This is a genomic window from Mesobacillus sp. S13, assembly GCF_020422885.1.
Taxonomy (GTDB): Bacteria; Bacillota; Bacilli; order Bacillales; family Cytobacillaceae; genus Mesobacillus; species Mesobacillus selenatarsenatis_A.
Genome location: NZ_CP084622.1, coordinates 1,660,028 through 1,677,187 on the forward strand (window position 1 = coordinate 1,660,028; position 17,160 = coordinate 1,677,187).

General features: G+C 42.4%; 18 protein-coding genes. 15 read left to right on the forward strand and 3 right to left on the reverse strand.

Translation table 11 applies throughout. The annotated features are described in order from the left end of the window. Positions 1-46: 46 nt before the first annotated feature. Together rsmD and coaD are read left to right on the forward strand one after the other, a co-directional pair. Positions 47-619, forward strand: coding sequence for a 16S rRNA (guanine(966)-N(2))-methyltransferase RsmD (gene rsmD / locus LGO15_RS08320; RefSeq protein ID WP_226087310.1), 573 nt, complete (start codon positions 47-49; stop codon positions 617-619). After that, positions 620-1,114, forward strand: coding sequence for a pantetheine-phosphate adenylyltransferase (gene coaD, locus LGO15_RS08325; RefSeq protein ID WP_167831846.1), 495 nt, complete (start codon positions 620-622; stop codon positions 1,112-1,114). 17 nt (positions 1,115-1,131) lie between these two features. Here coaD and ylbJ read toward each other — a convergent pair whose 3' ends face one another. Then, entirely contained in the window at positions 1,132-2,361 is a 1,230-nt protein-coding gene (gene ylbJ / locus LGO15_RS08330) for a sporulation integral membrane protein YlbJ (RefSeq protein ID WP_226087311.1), read from the reverse strand. Between the two features lie 400 nt (positions 2,362-2,761). On the opposite strand from ylbJ, the gene LGO15_RS08335 reads away from it, so the two are divergent. Continuing rightward, positions 2,762-3,577, forward strand: a complete 816-nt coding sequence (locus LGO15_RS08335) for a patatin-like phospholipase family protein (RefSeq protein ID WP_226087312.1) — start codon at positions 2,762-2,764, stop codon at positions 3,575-3,577. Next, entirely contained in the window at positions 3,574-4,599 is a 1,026-nt protein-coding gene (locus tag LGO15_RS08340) for a SepM family pheromone-processing serine protease (protein WP_167831843.1), read from the forward strand. Before LGO15_RS08335 ends, LGO15_RS08340 begins: the two co-directional genes overlap by 4 nt. A gap of 58 nt (positions 4,600-4,657) precedes the next feature. Here LGO15_RS08340 and LGO15_RS08345 read toward each other — a convergent pair whose 3' ends face one another. Beyond that, positions 4,658-5,875 carry a nucleotidyltransferase gene (locus LGO15_RS08345; protein WP_226087313.1) on the reverse strand — a complete coding sequence of 406 codons (1,218 nt, stop codon included), beginning with the start codon at positions 5,873-5,875 and terminating at the stop codon, positions 4,658-4,660. 146 nt (positions 5,876-6,021) lie between these two features. On the opposite strand from LGO15_RS08345, the gene LGO15_RS08350 reads away from it, so the two are divergent. The 4 genes from LGO15_RS08350 (at position 6,022) to LGO15_RS08365 (ending at position 8,479) form a co-directional block, all read left to right on the forward strand. Next, entirely contained in the window at positions 6,022-6,546 is a 525-nt protein-coding gene (locus tag LGO15_RS08350) for a YceD family protein (RefSeq protein ID WP_167831841.1), read from the forward strand. A gap of 80 nt (positions 6,547-6,626) precedes the next feature. After that, a complete protein-coding gene (gene rpmF, locus LGO15_RS08355; RefSeq protein WP_023615018.1) occupies positions 6,627-6,800 on the forward strand; it encodes a 50S ribosomal protein L32 in 174 nt (57 codons plus the stop codon). A 208-nt stretch (positions 6,801-7,008) separates the two neighbouring features. Then, positions 7,009-7,779 carry an enoyl-CoA hydratase/isomerase family protein gene (locus tag LGO15_RS08360; protein WP_167831840.1) on the forward strand — a complete coding sequence of 257 codons (771 nt, stop codon included), beginning with the start codon at positions 7,009-7,011 and terminating at the stop codon, positions 7,777-7,779. 79 nt (positions 7,780-7,858) lie between these two features. Next, positions 7,859-8,479, forward strand: a complete 621-nt coding sequence (locus LGO15_RS08365) for an RsfA family transcriptional regulator (RefSeq protein ID WP_167831839.1) — start codon at positions 7,859-7,861, stop codon at positions 8,477-8,479. Between the two features lie 104 nt (positions 8,480-8,583). On the opposite strand, the gene LGO15_RS08370 is transcribed toward LGO15_RS08365, so the two are convergent. Continuing rightward, on the reverse strand, positions 8,584-9,057 hold the full coding sequence (locus LGO15_RS08370; RefSeq protein WP_167831838.1) for an N-acetyltransferase: 474 nt from the start codon (positions 9,055-9,057) through the stop codon (positions 8,584-8,586). A 330-nt stretch (positions 9,058-9,387) separates the two neighbouring features. Here LGO15_RS08370 and LGO15_RS08375 point away from each other — a divergent pair, with 330 nt between their 5' ends. From LGO15_RS08375 to mraZ, 7 genes are all read left to right on the forward strand, one after another. Continuing rightward, complete coding sequence (locus tag LGO15_RS08375) at positions 9,388-10,731, forward strand: acetyl-CoA carboxylase biotin carboxylase subunit (RefSeq protein WP_167831837.1); 1,344 nt, start codon at positions 9,388-9,390, stop codon at positions 10,729-10,731. 13 nt (positions 10,732-10,744) lie between these two features. After that, positions 10,745-10,957 carry an acetyl-CoA carboxylase biotin carboxyl carrier protein subunit gene (locus tag LGO15_RS08380; RefSeq protein WP_226087314.1) on the forward strand — a complete coding sequence of 71 codons (213 nt, stop codon included), beginning with the start codon at positions 10,745-10,747 and terminating at the stop codon, positions 10,955-10,957. A 21-nt stretch (positions 10,958-10,978) separates the two neighbouring features. Next, complete coding sequence (locus LGO15_RS08385) at positions 10,979-12,520, forward strand: acyl-CoA carboxylase subunit beta (protein WP_226087315.1); 1,542 nt, start codon at positions 10,979-10,981, stop codon at positions 12,518-12,520. Positions 12,521-13,078: 558 nt separating this feature from the next. Then, positions 13,079-13,975 carry a 2-dehydropantoate 2-reductase gene (locus LGO15_RS08390; protein WP_167831834.1) on the forward strand — a complete coding sequence of 299 codons (897 nt, stop codon included), beginning with the start codon at positions 13,079-13,081 and terminating at the stop codon, positions 13,973-13,975. Then, positions 13,972-14,364 (forward strand): DUF3397 domain-containing protein, encoded by a 393-nt coding sequence (locus tag LGO15_RS08395; RefSeq protein ID WP_318999831.1) that lies wholly within the window; start codon positions 13,972-13,974, stop codon positions 14,362-14,364. The genes LGO15_RS08390 and LGO15_RS08395 overlap by 4 nt, the downstream gene beginning before the upstream one ends. A gap of 204 nt (positions 14,365-14,568) precedes the next feature. Continuing rightward, positions 14,569-16,203, forward strand: a complete 1,635-nt coding sequence (bshC, locus tag LGO15_RS08400; RefSeq protein ID WP_226087316.1) for a bacillithiol biosynthesis cysteine-adding enzyme BshC — start codon at positions 14,569-14,571, stop codon at positions 16,201-16,203. 500 nt (positions 16,204-16,703) lie between these two features. Then, positions 16,704-17,135, forward strand: a complete 432-nt coding sequence (mraZ, locus tag LGO15_RS08405; RefSeq protein ID WP_125479207.1) for a division/cell wall cluster transcriptional repressor MraZ — start codon at positions 16,704-16,706, stop codon at positions 17,133-17,135. Positions 17,136-17,160: the final 25 nt, after the last annotated feature.

Below are 17,160 nucleotides of genomic sequence, written 5' to 3' on the forward strand. Positions count from 1 at the left end.
AATTTACATAAGTTTAAAACGCTTAAATGATTGAGGAGTACAAAATATGAGAGTTGTATCAGGTGAATTTAAGGGGCGCGTTTTGAAAGCGGTACCGGGAACATCAACAAGGCCTACTACTGACAAAGTAAAGGAATCGCTATTCAATATGATTGGCCCTTATTTTTCAGGAGGAATCGGCCTTGACTTATTCGCAGGAAGCGGAGGGCTGGGAATTGAAGCTCTAAGCAGGGGCCTTGAAAAAGTTATCTTTGTCGACCGAGAGGGCAAGGCAATTCATGTCATTAATGAAAATCTGAAATCCTGCGGTTTGGAAGAAAAAGCCGAGGTATACCGGAACGATGCTATCAGGGCGTTGAAGGCGATTCAAAAAAGAGATCTAAAGTTCGATTATATATTCTTGGATCCTCCATATAAGAAGCAGCAGTTGGTCAAGCTGTTGGAACTGATTGATAAAGAAGGCCTTGTTCATCAGGATGGGTTGATCGTCTGCGAGCATGCCTCTGAGATTACCCTGCCTGCTCAGGTAGGTGGGCTTGTCCAGTCAAGAAACGAAAAATATGGAATAATCGGGATTACTCTCTATAAAGTTGAGGCAGAAGACGAGGGGGAAGTTTAAGTGGCAAGAGTTGCAGTTTGTCCAGGCAGTTTCGATCCGATTACCCTTGGGCATTTGGATATCATTACAAGAGCAGCAAAAGTATTTGATGAGATTTATGTAGTTGTTTTAAATAATTCTTCAAAGAAACCATTGTTTTCTGTGGAGGAAAGAATCCAACTTATCGAACAGGTGACAAAGGGAATCGCCAATGTAAAAGTAGATTCCTTTCAGGGTTTGCTCGTTGATTATGCAGAGAGCGTCAACGCAAATGCAATCATCAGGGGCTTGCGAGCTGTTTCGGACTTTGAATATGAGATGCAAATCACATCCATGAACAGGGTTTTAAGTGATAAAATCGAGACATTCTTCATAATGACAAACAACCAGTATTCTTTCTTGAGTTCAAGTATCGTTAAAGAGGTTGCAAAATATGATGGGAAAATATCCGAATTGGTTCCACCTGAGGTCGAAGAGGCTTTACTGACAAAATTCAAAAACGAAGAAAAGGAATAACGGGCAGATTATGCCCGTTATTTTTCTTTCAATATCCGATTTCCAAGCAACCAAACATAAACGAGCAAACTGCCGATTGTTATTAGCGGTCCGACCGTGATAAGCATATTGTGTGCCTCTGCCAGGCGGCTGCCTTCTGAAGTAAGGTATTCCATTACAGGGAGGGCATTGGAAGGCTGCCCATCTTCAAAAAATCGAACATATACCGGTTTCCATAGAATAAAAGCATAAAAGGCCGCAAAGAAACCGTGAATGATTCTAGCAAAAAAGAAAGGCTGGAAGCGTATATCTGTCTGGGCAAGGATGCTTGCAACCTGGGCCTGGACGCTGAACCCACTGAATGCGAGGATGAAGCTGGTTATGACTGCCTGATGCATCAAAGTGGATTCCTGGATCTGGCTGGTCATCTGACTGCCGAGCGTGATTTCGAATAAACCGGAAATGAAAGGCAAGCTAAGCATATCCGTCATGCCAAGCATCATCAGCAGGATTTCCAGAAATTCGGCCAGAAATGCTGTGATGTGAAGATGGAATAATAGTTTATTAATGACTGAGAATAAGATAATGAATCCGCCAATCATCAACAGTGTCTGGATGGAGGACATAACGGCGTCACCCAGCAGTTTTCCGATCGGGCGGTTGTCTTTTAGCCTTGTCCGGTGCAATGCCGCAAATGCATCTCTGATCGAAAGGTTTTTTTCCTTTTCCTTTTCCTTTGTTGTATTTTCTTCGTTTCTGCCATAGAACCTCATAATCAATCCTACGCTGATGTTCCCTAGGTAGTGGGCCAGTGCCAGAATAACACCGAGCTGTACATTATAGAAAAAACCAACTGAGACGGCCCCAAAAATGAATAACGGATTGGACGAATTTGTGAAGGATACAAGCCTTTCTGCTTCAATTTTTGTCAGCTGCCCCTCCTGTCGCATCCTGGCTGTAAGCTTTGCACCGGCAGGGAAACCGGAAGCCATGCCCATAGCCCAGACAAAACCGCCAACACCGGGAACTCTGAACAGCGGCCGCATCAGAGGTTCTAACAAAACACCAATAAAGCGTACAACACCGAATCCAATCAGCATTTCTGAAACGATGAAAAAAGGAAGGAGTGAGGGAAAAACAATTTCCCACCACATATTCAAGCCTCTTATCGAAGCATCAAAAGATTGCTGAGGAAAAGCAATGAGTGAAGCAGCCAGCAAAGTTACGGAGGCTGCAAGGAAAAGTGTTTTTATTCTGGATTTAAGCACCTGATATCCTCCTTCCTGCAGTCATGCTGTGAAACTGTTTTAATCAATGGTAAAATAGAAGGAACTCACCAGAAAGGGGCATTCCTGTTAAAAACACGATTACTCGTGCATCCTTTAAGCACATAGGATGCCCTATGATACTGGTTATTGACTTCCCATTTTGTCCGTTCAGACTGCTTGTATATTTCGAATATCCTAGAAGCTGTATATCTACTTGAAACCAGGCTCTTTCCCAGGAAAATCTATGTACGTAAATGCTAGTTGCCTCTGCAAAAGAAAAGATAAGGAAAGAACTGAAAAATACATAAATGTTGTTTAGTTGTCACCCTTGTCCTCATATAAATCAATATACTCGCTGAACATTAATTTAGACCAAGTTTAGCCTGTACCTGAAAAAATCATGGTTTTAAGGGAGGAAAAAGCTTTGGCAGGTCCAAAGGTAGGTTTAGCTCTTGGATCAGGTGGAGCACGGGGGTTCGCCCATCTGGGTGTCATTAAGGTTCTCAAGGATGAAGGCATTCCTATTGATTTAATTGCCGGAAGCAGCATGGGAGCGCTAGTGGCATCTTTCTACGGTGCTGGCCTGGACGTTGAACGGCTATATAAACTATCACGTGTGTTCAAAAGGAAATATTACCTTGATTTTACAGTTCCAAAGATGGGTTTTATTGCAGGGAAAAGAGTGAAGGAGCTTATTAGGATTTTCACACATGGGAAAAAGATTGAGGAACTGGATATCCCGATTGGTATTGTTGCAACAGACCTGATGTCAGGAGAGAAGGTTGTCTTTAAAAGCGGTCCCGTGGCGGAAGCAGTGAGAGCAAGTATTGCCATTCCGGGCATATTTGTTCCCGAAAAGCTGGATGGAAGATTGTTCGTCGATGGCGGAGTCGTGGACCGGATTCCTGTTTCTGTCGCTAAGGAGATGGGAGCAGATATCGTCATCGCAGTTGATGTTTCCAGCGTGAAGATAAACGAGGAGGTAACCTCCATTTTCGATGTGATCATGCAGAGTATTGATATCATGCAAATGGAGCTGGTCGCAAATCGTGAGGTTGCATCAGATGTAATGCTCAGGCCGCCGGTTGAAATGTTTAATTCCAAGGCCTTCACTAATATAGAAGAAATCATTGCGATTGGTGAAGAGGAAGCTAAAAAGCACATCGATAAGATTAAAAAGTGCATGGAAGAATGGAAGGAGCCCCAAACAGAATGAGCAGGAAAAAGTCTATAACTCTGTCTATATTCGCAGCAATATTAATAATGGTGAGTGCTCTATTTTACTTGCCTTACTATGTGACAAAACCGGGAATGGCAAAAGAGCTGGAACCGATTGTCGAGGTTGAAGATGGGTACGATGAGGAAGGAAGCTTCATGCTTACGACGGTCCGGATGGGAAGAGCGAATATTTATGCCTATATCATTGCGAAGCTGAGCAAATACCAGGAAATCTTTCCTGTAGAAGATATAAGAGCAGAGAATGAATCTGATGAGGAATATAATATTCGTCAGCTGCACATGATGGATAACTCGAAGACCGCTGCAATCGAGGTTGCCTATAAAAAAGCAGGCAAACCAGTGGATTACACATACAAAGGAGTCTATGTGTTAAGGATCATGGAAGGGATGCCTGCTGAAGGCAAACTCATGCCTGGCGATTTAGTTTTCCAAGTGGATGGCAATGCATTTGAATCCTCAGATGAATTCATCAAATATATTAGTTCAAAAAAACCGGGGGATACAGTCGAGCTTTCTTATAAACGGAACGGGAAAACTAACTCGGTAAATGTTTCATTAGAGGCTCTTGATGATGGAAGCGACCGGCCTGTCGTAGGAATTCAGCTTGTAGATGACAAGGAAATTGACGTTGAACCTGACGTAACGGTTCAGTCAGATGAGATCGGCGGTCCATCGGCAGGACTTATGTTCTCTCTGGAGATATATAATCAATTAATCGAGGAAGATTTGACAAAAGGATATGAAATAGCCGGCACAGGGACAATGAGTCCTGATGGAACGGTGGGCAGGATCGGTGGAATTCAACAGAAAGTCGTGGCAGCTGATAAGGCTGGTGCTGAAATCTTCTTTGCTCCGTCTGAAAAAGGGGCTAAGGGCTCAAACTACGAAGAGGCGCTGATTGCCGCGGAAGATATCAATACAAAAATGAAAATTGTCCCAGTGGATACATTTGATCAAGCTGTATCTTATCTGGAAAACTTAAAAGAAAAATCAAGCTGAGACAGCTTGATTTTTCTTCTTTTATACCACCAAGGTGAAAAATCCGGTGCTGTTCTTCTTATGATTTCAACATGATAGGAGGCCGGCCGAATTCTTCCGAAAGCAGCTGTTCCTGTCCTTTGCCACTTTGGCCAAGAGCGTAGATCTTTGATGCTTTGATATCCAGCTCGATATCTGGATCAGTAAACCCGGAAAGCTTTGAAACAAGCGGCAGACTGAAATCCTTTTTCATCGTGTTCAGATAGGAACGTCCCTTTTCTGTTGCACCTAATAGACGTAAATAATTAGCTGTTTTTCGGCTCGTTTTCATGGTCTCTTTACGCGTATTGGTTAAAATATGAAGGCAGACCCTCTGCAGCCTTGTCCACGTATAACGTTTCGTTTTGATGGATTCCATGAATTGCTGGAATGAGTCTGATGATCCTGCAGCGGCAAGCAATCTGTTCTCCAGCCCTTCTTCCACTTCATAAAATTCTCTTAGTTGAGATGAGGTGCTTTGGAGCAGTTTATATTTCAACAAAGGCCAATAATTTTCCCATGAGTGGAATCCGCCATATTGCTCTCTGTAGTTAATAAGCTGCTCGTAGGTCGTTTCTGGTACGTATTGCTTGATTGTTTCAATTTCTCCAGCTGATCCAAATAATGCTTTGCGTATACTTGTGGCGCTGGCAATTGTGGCTGAAGCAAAATGCTCATCATGATAACCAGCATTTTTCCTCGTGATTGTTTCAGGTTTCATTGAACTTTTTTGGCTGATGATTGCTTGTATGTAATGAAGTCCAAGAATATTATTCGGTCTTGATATATCGATGAAGCTTTCCGATGGGGCAAGAGATTGGAACGCTAGGGCAATTGATTTAGGGTAGCTATGGCCTTCTCCTGTATAAAACTTAATTTTCTCCTGGAATGCTTCATCGTTTGCCTCCAGAAAAACAATTGTTTTTTGGAATGATTCCAATTCTCCAGATTCACTGCCGAAGCAAAGAGTATCGCAACCAGCAGCGGAAAGAATCGAAACAGAACCTTCTGCAAATGTTTCCGCATGCTGTGTAGCAAAACGGTAGGGAAGCTCAAACACAATATCAACGCCTGCCGCAAGAGCCATCCTGGTCCTTGCCCATTTCGAGACTAGGGCGGGCTCACCGCGCTGAAGGAAATTTCCGCTCATCGCCGCGATTGAGACATCTGCACCAGTTTGCTCCTTCGCCTGCTGCAGGTGATATAAGTGTCCATTATGGAAAGGATTATATTCAACAACGACGCCAACTGCTTTCATTCTTATACTCCTTCATGTTAAGATGTATATTGCATTGTCTTGAAGTTTAATTTACAGTATTTATGTAAATTATAGTGTAAAGAAAAAATATTGACAAATGATTACGCGAAGGGCTATAATTACCTTTGTTGCCTTGGGGTGATTCTATGAAATGGACAATAAGTCAGATACAAAAACATCGAAACAAGGACTTTCTTATTGACGAGTTTGTCCGATTGGACTCGATTAAGGAAACAGATCCGACAATCCGAGAGGTGTCTCCTATCCATCTAACTGGAAGGGCGGATATCAGTGCCACAAGAGTGACATTCCATATCCGGATTAATGGACATCTGATCCTGCCTTGTTCACGGACGCTGGTTGATGTAAAATATCCAATTGATGTGGAAACTACGGAAACTTTCATGTTAAACAGCCACGACTATGAGGCTGAAGAGGAAGTTTATCAAGTAACAGGCGATGTCATTGATCTTGAACCCATCATCAGGGAGATCTTGCTAGTGGAAGTTCCTATGCAAGTATTCTGTGATGATAGCGCTGGTCAAGAAGGCGCACCCCAGTCAGGTAAGGATTGGGAAGTAATCGAGGAACAGGAGAAATCCGAAAAACTTGATCCCCGACTTGCCGGACTTGCAAAATTCTTTGAGGATTCTAAGGATTCCTCTGACTAATGTATTAAAAAAGAGCGTGGAGGTCCAGAAAAGGACTGGCCTTCATAAACTTTCTTATTCCTTTTAAGGAGGTGGGAAGAATGGCTGTACCATTTAGAAGAACGTCTAAAACTGCGAAAAGAAAACGCCGTACTCATTTTAAATTACAAGTTCCGGGTATGGTAGCATGCCCTAACTGCGGTGAAATGAAACTTGCTCACCGTGTGTGCAAAGCTTGCGGAACATACAAAGGAAAAGAAGTTGTAAACGACTAATTTTCTAGAAAAAAGCACAGGATGCATCCGCATCCCTGTGCTTTTTTCATTTCTAAGATTAAAAGATGCTTCAATCCCCTCCGGTCAATCACCGCCGAAAGGAAATCTTCTCTTTTTTTGGTACCCAACCATTTTACTCGTTTAATCGCTTTTTAAATGTACAGAAGATTGATAAAATTTAGGGGACGAGAATTATAGGAGGAACACAATGGATCCATACATAATTTCAAAAGAAAAAGATGGAGTGCTGCTTTTTACGATTAACAGGCCTGACAGGAGAAATGCGATAAACTATGATGTCATGTCCGGACTTGAGAAAGCCATTGAAATGGCTGCAGTAAACGATGTTAAAGTATTTGCTATTACAGGAGCAGGGAGCCAGGCATTTTGTTCCGGTGGCGATTTGTCGGCCTTTCATCGTTTGAAAACTGAAACGGAGGCGTTTGGAATGCTTTCAAGGATGGCTAGTATTTTATACAAGCTCCTTATCCTTCCAAAACCGACGATTGCGATACTCAATGGGTCTGCGGTAGGTGGAGGATGTGAAATTGCTTCAGCCTGCGACTTCCGGATTGGAAGAGAAGGGATGAAAGCGGGATTTGTACAGGGGAACCTCGCAATTACCACAGGTTGGGGAGGGGGATCTATCCTAATGGAGAAACTTCCCCAAAACATCGCGATGAAGATGCTGCTTGATGCAAAAATATACAGCGCTGAAGAACTCAAGGGATTTGGATTCATACAGCATATTTATAAAGATGATCCGATAGAAGCCTGTCACTCATTTATGAAAGAAAGCTTGAACAAAGAGACCGCTGTCTTAGAAGCTTATAAGACATTATTTATTAAAAAGTGGAAACTTTTATCTATGAGAGAAAGGATGGAAGAAGAGGCAGCGAGATGTGCCGTGCTGTGGGAGGATGAAGCCCACCATACTAAAGTGGACGAATTCATGAAGAAAAAAAATAAAAATAATTAACAGGGTATTAGGTGATATCAGTCTATCTTTCCTATTAGATGCATATGAATGAATAAAAAACAATAGGAGGGATTTATTGATGCCATTAACCCGTCAGGATGCCTGGTCACAGGATGAAGATTTATTGCTGGCTGAAGTAGTATTGCGCAATATCCGAGAAGGCGGTACCCAATTAAAAGCCTTCGATGAAGTAGGGAAACAGCTTTCGAGGACTGCTGCAGCCTGTGGTTTCCGCTGGAACTCGTATGTGAGAAAGCAATATAAATCAGGTATTGAGCTGGCGAAAAAGCAGCGTAAGGAAGCGAAAAAACAGGCAAAGACACAGGAGAGAGCAGAAGAGCCTGCGGCGCCTGTGAGCGAAGTGCCAAGTCACCCTTCAAAACAAGAGGGAAAGCAATCAAGCATGAGTATTGAAGCTGTGAAGCAATATATCGACGAGCTCTATGAAAAAGCGGGAACTGCTAACGCTCAGGATGTTCAAAACGAAAAAATCCGCGGTCTGGAAAAGCAAATCTATTACTTGTCTGCCGAAAATGAAAAATTGGAAACGCAATTGCGATCGATGGAAGAAGACTATCGTGCTTTAATTGACATCATGGAGCGAGCGAAAAAAAGAGTAGCTCCTAAAAGTGAGGATCAGAAACAAAGGATGAACTTCCATGTTGAGGGTAAAGGCAATCTCGAAAAAGTGGAGAAATAACGAATAAAAAGCGCCCGCCGGAATGGCAGGCGCTATTATTTTATGCTTATAACAAGTATTTCAATTTGTAAAAAAAAACATTTTTAACAGGGTCGGTGGGCTTATTATTGCAGCTGCTCTGTTACACCAGCCGGATACCAGACAAGCGGATTCTCTCCACGGTCTCTTTCCATGTCATAATGAACTGGTGTAAAGCCCATCTTTTCCCAGAAGTCCTGGGATTTCACCCGAGGATTCGTTTTAATTGGCAAGCCAAAACCCTTGGCAAATTCAACAAGAGCTCTTCCATAGCCCTTGCCCTGGTAATTTGGAAGGACTTCTAACTTCCAAAGCTCCAGATAGTCCTGAGGAGGCTCAAAATAACGGTCAAATTGCTTCTTGACCTGATAAAGGCTCATACGTGCGACAAGCTTGTCGCCGAAATAGAGTCCGTAAAACGGAGAATCGCTATCATTTTCCACAATGTTCGCTTCCAGATCCTCGAGCATCGACAGCTCCTGGTGGCCGTACTCTTTGAATTTCTTGAATTCTTCTAATGTCTTATAATTGATTTTCAATTTTTCCACTTTATTCACCATAAAACAATCCCCCAATCATGCCGCCTATAATTCATTGTATGCTGCTCTTTGCAAAAGCTTGGTCCTTTCCATAGAAATCGGAATCCGGTTATACGAAGTGGACAGAAGCAATTTTTTTGAAAGCAGCAATCTTTATATACCCGAATTTTAGAATATTTAAAGGCAGCAGAATATATTTGTTTTTTATAGCCTATTTTTATTATATTATAAAAACATGAAAAATTCTGCATTTGAATTTTAGAAAGCGGTTCCAATTTTTGCAGGAAAAAAACAGAATATTGTAGAATTTTATATAGTGAGCGTATTTTTTTACGGGAAAGGGGAAATAGCGTGCAAAAATTACTAATCGCAAACAGAGGAGAAATTGCGCTTCGCATTATCCGAACGTGCCGCGAGCTTGGTGTTAAGACCGTGGCTGTATATTCTGACGCGGATCAAAATTTGCCTTTTGTTAAAGAAGCTGACAGCGCTTACCGGATTGGCGAGCCACCTGTTCAAAAATCATATCTGAATGCAGATGAAATTTTAAGAATTGCAAAGGAAGAAAATGTCGACGGCATCCATCCTGGTTATGGATTTTTATCTGAAAATGCAGGGTTTGCCCGTAAAGTGAAGGAAGCTGGCTTGACTTTCATTGGTCCTGCTCCTGATACGATTGAAAAGATGGGTGATAAAATCATTGCGAGATCGACAATGGAAGCAGCTGGTGTACCAGTAGTGCCAGGCAGTGAGCAGGGTCTGAAAACACTTGAGGATGCTGTCAGGCTGGCAGAAGAAATTGGCTACCCGGTCATGCTGAAGGCGAGCGGAGGCGGGGGCGGCATTGGTATGGTGCTCTGTGAAAATGAGCAAGCGCTCGCTAAGAATTATGATTCAACGAAGGGCAGGGCTAAGGCTTATTTTGGCTCAGATGAAGTATTCATTGAGAAATACATCAAAAATGCGCGTCACGTCGAGGTACAGATTTTTGGCGATACTCATGGCAACCATGTCCATATGTTTGAACGTGATTGCTCTGTACAGCGACGCCACCAAAAGGTGATTGAAGAGGCACCATCGCCATTCCTGAAGGAAGAAGCAAGGCAAAAGATGTATGAGACGGCAGTTAAAGCTGCTAAGGCGATGGACTATGTCAATGCAGGAACTGTGGAATTCATTGTGGATGAGAACGAAAACTTTTATTTCCTTGAAATGAACACCAGACTGCAGGTTGAACATCCAGTCACAGAAACGATTACGGGCCTGGATCTTGTTAAGTGGCAAATCCTCGTTGCGCGTGGTGAAAAACTTCCGTTGCTTCAGGATGATATCAGAAAGGATGGTTGGGCCATCGAATTCCGTTTGTATGCGGAAGATCCGGAAAGGTTCCTGCCTTCACCTGGCAAGATCAGCGAGTTTTCATGGCTGGAGGCAGATGGCGTCCGAGTTGATTCTGGTTATGAATCCGGATCGACGGTCACTCCATTTTATGACCCTATGGTTGCCAAATGCATAGTGGGGGGCAATACCCGGGAAGAAGCAATCCAGCTTGCACAGGAATTTTTCGCGACACTGAAACTCGAAGGCATTAAATCGAATGCCCCTCTGTTTGCGGAGATTTTGACTGAAGAGGGTTTCAAATCCGGCAATTATACTACAGCCTATTTAACAGAAAGAAAGATGGCATCTAAATAGAGGAGGAAACGAAATGAAAGAAATTACAGCAAATATGGCAGGGACAGTACTGAATGTGATGGTAGCAGCAGGGGATACAGTATCAGAGGGTCAGGAGGTCCTGATGCTTGAATCAATGAAGATGGAGATTCCTGTTGAAAGCCAGGGGGCTGGAAGCGTTGCTGAAGTGAAGGTGAACATCGGAGACTTTGTAAACGAAGGCGATGTCCTTCTTGTATTAGAATAATAGATTTTAAGGAGGAGAAGGATGACTACCGCGAAAACTTTAACAGATTCATTACAGGAAAAAGTTAAACAAATCGAGGCTGGCGGACAACAGAAATATCATGACAAGCTAGCTGAGCAAAATAAATTGTTTGTGCGTGAGCGTTTGAATCTATTATTTGATGATGGAGTCTATGAGGAAGATGGTAAATTTGCCAACTTCCAGGCTGGCGACCTTCCTGCAGATGGAGTCGTAACAGCGGTCGGCAAAATCGGCGGGCAAACAGTCTGTGTGATGGCGAACGATTCAACAATAAAAGCGGGTTCCTGGGGCGCAAGGACTGTTGAGAAAATCATCCGAATCCAGGAAACAGCTGAAAAACTGAAGGTGCCTTTATTGTATCTGGTCGATTCAGCCGGTGCCCGGATCACGGATCAACTCGACATGTTCCCGAACAGGCGTGGAGCGGGAAAGATTTTTTATAATCAGGTGAAATTGTCCGGAGTGATACCGCAAATCTGCCTTCTATTCGGGCCATCAGCAGCAGGGGGAGCTTATATTCCTGCTTTCTGCGATATCGTGATCATGGTGGATCAAAATGCATCCATGTACCTCGGATCTCCAAGAATGGCAGAAAAGGTCATTGGTGAGAAGGTAACTCTTGAGGAAATGGGTGGAGCCCGCATGCATTGCTCTGTAAGCGGTGTAGGCGATATGCTCGTATACAGTGAGGAAGAGGCTATTGAATCAGCGAAGCGCTATTTAAGCTACTTCCCTGCAAATTTCAAGTCAAAAACAGAATTGGTTGATGGAGTTGCTCCTAAGGCAGGAAGATCGCTTGAAGAAATTGTTCCAGTGAACCAAAACGCGCCATTCGATATGTACGAAGGAATCGATGCGCTGATCGATGAAGGCAGTTTCTTTGAAATCAAAAAGCTATTTGCACCGGAAATCATTACAGGACTTGCTCGCATCGACGGCCGTGCTGTCGGGATTATCGCCAACCAGCCGAAGGTTAAAGGTGGAGTATTGTTCGTTGATTCTGCGGACAAAGCGGCGAAGTTCATTACGTTATGTGATGCCTTCCATATTCCATTACTGTTCCTTGCTGACGTTCCGGGATTCATGATCGGTACGAAGGTGGAGAGAGCTGGTATCATCCGCCATGGGGCGAAGCTGATTGCCGCAATGAGCTCAGCTACCGTACCGAAAATCTCGGTAATTGTCCGCAAGGCATATGGAGCGGGATTATATGCAATGGCAGGACCGGCATTCGAGCCAGATTGCTGTATCGCCCTGCCGACTGCCCAAATCGCAGTTATGGGGCCTGAAGCTGCTGTCAATGCAGTATACTCTAACAAAATCAATCAAATTGAAGATCCGAAAGAAAAAATCGCCTTTGTTCAGGAAAAACACCAGGAATATAAAGAAAGTATCGATATCTATAAGCTAGCCTCCGAACTGATTGTTGACGACATCGTCGCTGCCAATGATCTGAGGAATGCACTGATCGATCGCTTCAAACTATACGAAACGAAAGAATTGGAATTCAGTGTGAGAAAACACCCGGTTTACCCAGTATAAAAGCTAAAAAGGAGATCCATTTTGGGTCTCCTTTTCATTTTAAACAACAAAAACATAAGCTCTAGTAAATTTCATTGAAATTACCATAATCGATTCTTCCTAAGAAGCATTTGTTTCTGCTAAAATATGACTAAAGTCATATACATATCGGTGCATGATAAGTTTTTATTGCCTGTTATAGGAAGACTAACAAACTTTTAGGCAGGAAATGTCCTTTTTAAAAAATGCTCTGTTAAAGCCCAATGTTGTTTTAAAGCCCTGTTGATTGAAGTGGAAGGCGCGTAGACTCCTCCGAAAATGCTAACGCATTTCCATCGTGCGTGGGCAGATTCGACGAAGCTCAATCAATGTCCTGCGGGATGAGAAAGTCATGGGGAGACCCCGCAGGCGCATAAAGCGCCGAGGAGGCTCCCCGACTGCAAGGAAGAATTTGATCTTTGAAAAAGTCGGCAGTAGGGCTTTTTCATAATTCTCCCCCGCGGAAAGCGAAGCGCCTGGAACGAAAATCAACAGCCTAGTTTAACAAGCCTTTAAAAAAGGACAAAATGAGGGATATATATGAAAATAGGGATAATCGGTGGAGGCTCAATAGGTTTATTATTTTCTTATTACCTTAGTGGGCAAAATGAGGTCTCGATTTACACTCGGACACAGGAACAAGCTAATGAAATTAATGAACACGGACTTCATCTTATAAAAGGTGGAATAGAACAGGGCACATCCCGGGTAAAGGCAGCCCCAATCAAGGAATGGGGTGGGAACGAAGAATTAACAATTGTTGCAGTGAAACAGTACCAGCTTCCCAAATTATTACCTGAACTCAAAGAAAAGATGAGGGGCAGCATCCTTTTCCTCCAAAATGGCTATGGTCATATTAAATTGCTCTCAGAGTTGGCAATAAATGAAGTATTTGTTGGTTCTGTCGAACACGGAGCTGTTAGGGCGAACGGATATACAGTCCAACATAATGGCGTGGGTGTAACAAGAACTGCAGTATTTAGAGGAAATCCAGGCGCTCTTAGAGAATTATCTAGTAAGGCGGCTTCAGGTTTTCCATTTATCCTGGAAACAGACTTTAAGGAAATGCTCATCAAAAAGCTTGTGGTCAATGCAGTGATCAACCCATTGACGGCAATCCTCAAAGTGAAAAATGGCGAACTGGTCCACAATCCATACTATCTTAAAATTTTTGAGCAATTGTTCGAAGAATGTGCATGTATACTTGAACTGCCTGATAAGGAGCATTATTTCAACAACCTTAAGGCAGTTTGCGAAAAAACAGCAAATAACCATTCATCCATGTATAAGGATATTGAAAACCGCAGGCAAACAGAAGTTGATGCCATCCTTGGTTATTTGCTCGAATTAGCAAAAAACAAAAATAAAAAAGCTCCATTAATACATAATTACTATCACTGCATAAAGGGGAAGGAGCACGAAAGGGAGGGAGCATGATGCCGGGATTATTTTCTGCACTTGTTGCCACATTGATCACAGTTCCAATGATTGGCTACCTCACTGTGTTTATCATCAGTAAGCAAATTACAGGAAATCATCGGCGCTCAGTCAATATGGCTCTTGATTTCAGTACCTTTTTGCTGGTGCTGTCTGTCCATTTTTTGATCATCACCATTTGGCAGAAGTCGTTCTTATGGCTGATCCTGATCATCTTATTTGGACTTGGTGCTATCTTTGTGTTGATTCACTGGAAATATAAAAAGGAAATATTGTTGCCGAAAGTATTCAAGGGCTTTTGGCGGTTCAATTTCCTGCTATTCTTCTCTGCCTACATCGTCCTTGTGTTGTATGGTTTGTTCAAGAGACTGACATTCCTGTTTGCTTAATCAAGTGTTGGGCCGTCCAGAAGGAGGGTCCAGCCTTTTTTATTTAGGGCCTTTTCCCCAAAATCAATGAGCAAACTATAAAAACTTATTTTAAAACAATCTTGATTTTAGAAATTTCGAAAGGCAAAGTTTTTTTCTTTTCAATTCAAACAATGCTATACTCATAACAGTGAAAATTGCTTACGAGAAAGGAAGTACAAGTAAATGGAGATGTTGAATCTCTCTCTTCCGGCAGCGAACCGGTTTGCGACAGATTACCTAACTGGGAGCCCTGGCCTTCAGAGCTTCTTTCATTATAATTTTTTAAATAAAAACTCATATATTCATCGCTTGGATGAATTAAAAAACAGAAGTTTTATGAGGAATGAGCTTGCAGACCATATTCAGTCCTTTATGTCCGATTTTGCGGATACTGAAAAAATAACAGAAAATATTAATAAGCTTCGAAAAGAAAATAGCGTCGCTGTCATCGGGGGGCAGCAAGCTGGCATTCTGACTGGTCCGCTGTATACGATCCATAAAGTGATTTCCATTATCAAGCTCGCAGAACAAAAAGAGGCGGAGCTTGGCGTTCCGGTCGTACCCGTATTCTGGATAGCCGGAGAAGACCATGATTACCAGGAAGTTAACCATGTGTACGTCATGAAGAACAATAAGCAGGAAAAGTGGATTTATCCAGAAAAGAATCTGGAGAAAAAAATGATTTCAGAAGTATGTATAAACAGGGATCTATGTTATTCCTGGGTTGAAGAAATCATCGAAACCTATGGTGAGACAAAACACACAAAACAGGTATTGGAATTTGCCCTTGAATCGTTGAAGACTGCAGAATCTTTTGTTGATTTTTTTGCAAGGATCATCATGGAGCTGTTCAAGGATTCAGGGTTGCTTATTGTTGATTCAGGAAATAAAGAGCTGCGCAAGCTGGAAAAAGATTATTTTATCAATCAAATCAACAATCATCGTGAAGTCACTTCTGCTGTTCTCGAGCAACAAGAACGCACAGCTGATGCTGGATTTGCGAATATGATCGATATTAGCGAAAATGCAGCGAACCTCTTCTTTTACGATGAAAAAGTGAATGAACGGATTTTGCTCCAGTTTGACCCACAAAGTGGAGGGTTTTCGAGTAAGAATGGAGAAGTCAGCTTCACATATGATGAACTTGTGGAGATTGCCAGCGAATATCCAGAGAAGCTCAGCAATAATGTAGTAACTCGTCCGTTAATGCAGGAGTGGCTGTTCCCAACACTTGCGTTCATTGGCGGTCCAGGAGAAATTGCATATTGGGCTGAGTTGAAAACGGCTTTTGAACATTTCGGTCTCAAAATGCCGCCGCTTGTTCCAAGACTAAACATTACATTGCTTGAAAGGTCGATTGAAACTGATCTTGAAGAACTGAACCTTGATTTAAAAGAAGTATTAATTTCTGGCACAAATGGACATGAGTTGAAATTTATCGATTCCCTGAAGGATCGTGAAGTAGAAGAACTTTTCGAGAATGTAAAAACCATGCTGACAGATCAATATAAAGTCATCCGAGACAAATCAAATGGAATTGATCCCGTATTAATGCCCATGCTCCACAAGAATGAATCCATCCTGATCAAGCAGGTAGAATTCATGGAAGATAAGATAGTAGAGGCCATTTGTCGGAAGCATGACCATATCCTCCGAAAGTTCACAAGGGTAGAAAATGCGTTAAGACCAGGGGGCTCTCCGCAGGAAAGAGTCTGGAACCCATTCTACTATCTTAATAAGTACGGGTTGGAATTAATCCCCGATTTACTAAAGCTTGATTTCGAATTCGATGGAACACACAAAATTATAAAGTTGTAACTTTCGGCTTCATCCTTATTGGGTGGAGCTTTTTGTTTGGTAAAAGAATGGGAGGCACTGCATTGCCCGAAATGAAGGGAAAAGATGATTTACGGTAAAAGCAACCCGTCAGCATTGCCCGAAATGAAGGGAAAAGCTGATTTGCGGTAAAAGCAACCCGTTAGCATTGCCCGAAATGAAGGGAAAAGCTGATTTACGGTAAAAGCAACCCGTTAGCATCACCCGAAATGAAGGGAAAAGATGATTTACGGTAAAAGTAACCCGTCAGCATTACCCGAAATGAAGGGAAAAGCTGATTTGCGGTAAAAGCAACCCGTTAGCATTGCCCGAAATGAAGGGAAAAGCTGATTTACGGTAAAAGCAACTTTTTTGAAATGAAAGAAATTCATGGAAATGAATTTTTTCGGGAGGATTTTAAAGGCGTGGGGAGAATAATTAAAATAAGGTGGTGAAAAGTGGGGGAATGTGGTACATTGTATTTAGAAAGTGGGGGTAGTGGCATGTTCATGGGTGAATACCATCATAATGTTGATAGCAAAGGCCGATTGATCATCCCTGCCAAGGTCCGTGAAAACTTGGGAGAAATGTTCATTCTTACCCGTGGACTTGACCAGTGTTTATTTGGTTACCCCGTTTCGGAATGGTCAGTGATCGAAGATAAGCTCAAAGGACTTCCACTGACTAAAAAAGATGCTCGTGCATTTACCCGTTTTTTCTTTTCGGGTGCTACCGAGAGTGAAATTGACAAACAGGGGAGAGTCAATATCCCATCTCCGCTGATGCAATACGCCAAGCTTGAGAAAGAATGTGTGATTTTAGGTGTTTCCAATCGAATTGAAATTTGGAGCAAAGCCATCTGGGAAGAATATTTCGCAGAATCTGAGGAATCTTTTGCTGAAATTGCGGAAAATATGATTGGATTTGATATTTAAGGGTAACATTATTCTGATATAATAT

What these genes read in the sequence shown, in the direction of transcription:
- rsmD (WP_226087310.1), top strand. Translation starts at nt 47, where the DNA reads ATGAGAGTTGTATCAGGTGAATTTAAGGGGCGCGTTTTGAAAGCGGTA.
- LGO15_RS08335 (WP_226087312.1), top strand. Translation starts at nt 2,762, where the DNA reads ATGGTTTTAAGGGAGGAAAAAGCTTTGGCAGGTCCAAAGGTAGGTTTA.
- LGO15_RS08340 (WP_167831843.1), top strand. Translation starts at nt 3,574, where the DNA reads ATGAGCAGGAAAAAGTCTATAACTCTGTCTATATTCGCAGCAATATTA.
- LGO15_RS08345 (WP_226087313.1), bottom strand. Translation starts at nt 5,875, where the DNA reads ATGAAAGCAGTTGGCGTCGTTGTTGAATATAATCCTTTCCATAATGGA.
- LGO15_RS08350 (WP_167831841.1), top strand. Translation starts at nt 6,022, where the DNA reads ATGAAATGGACAATAAGTCAGATACAAAAACATCGAAACAAGGACTTT.
- rpmF (WP_023615018.1), top strand. Translation starts at nt 6,627, where the DNA reads ATGGCTGTACCATTTAGAAGAACGTCTAAAACTGCGAAAAGAAAACGC.
- LGO15_RS08360 (WP_167831840.1), top strand. Translation starts at nt 7,009, where the DNA reads ATGGATCCATACATAATTTCAAAAGAAAAAGATGGAGTGCTGCTTTTT.
- LGO15_RS08365 (WP_167831839.1), top strand. Translation starts at nt 7,859, where the DNA reads ATGCCATTAACCCGTCAGGATGCCTGGTCACAGGATGAAGATTTATTG.
- LGO15_RS08370 (WP_167831838.1), bottom strand. Translation starts at nt 9,057, where the DNA reads ATGGTGAATAAAGTGGAAAAATTGAAAATCAATTATAAGACATTAGAA.
- LGO15_RS08380 (WP_226087314.1), top strand. Translation starts at nt 10,745, where the DNA reads ATGAAAGAAATTACAGCAAATATGGCAGGGACAGTACTGAATGTGATG.
- LGO15_RS08385 (WP_226087315.1), top strand. Translation starts at nt 10,979, where the DNA reads ATGACTACCGCGAAAACTTTAACAGATTCATTACAGGAAAAAGTTAAA.
- LGO15_RS08390 (WP_167831834.1), top strand. Translation starts at nt 13,079, where the DNA reads ATGAAAATAGGGATAATCGGTGGAGGCTCAATAGGTTTATTATTTTCT.
- LGO15_RS08395 (WP_318999831.1), top strand. Translation starts at nt 13,972, where the DNA reads ATGATGCCGGGATTATTTTCTGCACTTGTTGCCACATTGATCACAGTT.
- bshC (WP_226087316.1), top strand. Translation starts at nt 14,569, where the DNA reads ATGGAGATGTTGAATCTCTCTCTTCCGGCAGCGAACCGGTTTGCGACA.
- mraZ (WP_125479207.1), top strand. Translation starts at nt 16,704, where the DNA reads ATGTTCATGGGTGAATACCATCATAATGTTGATAGCAAAGGCCGATTG.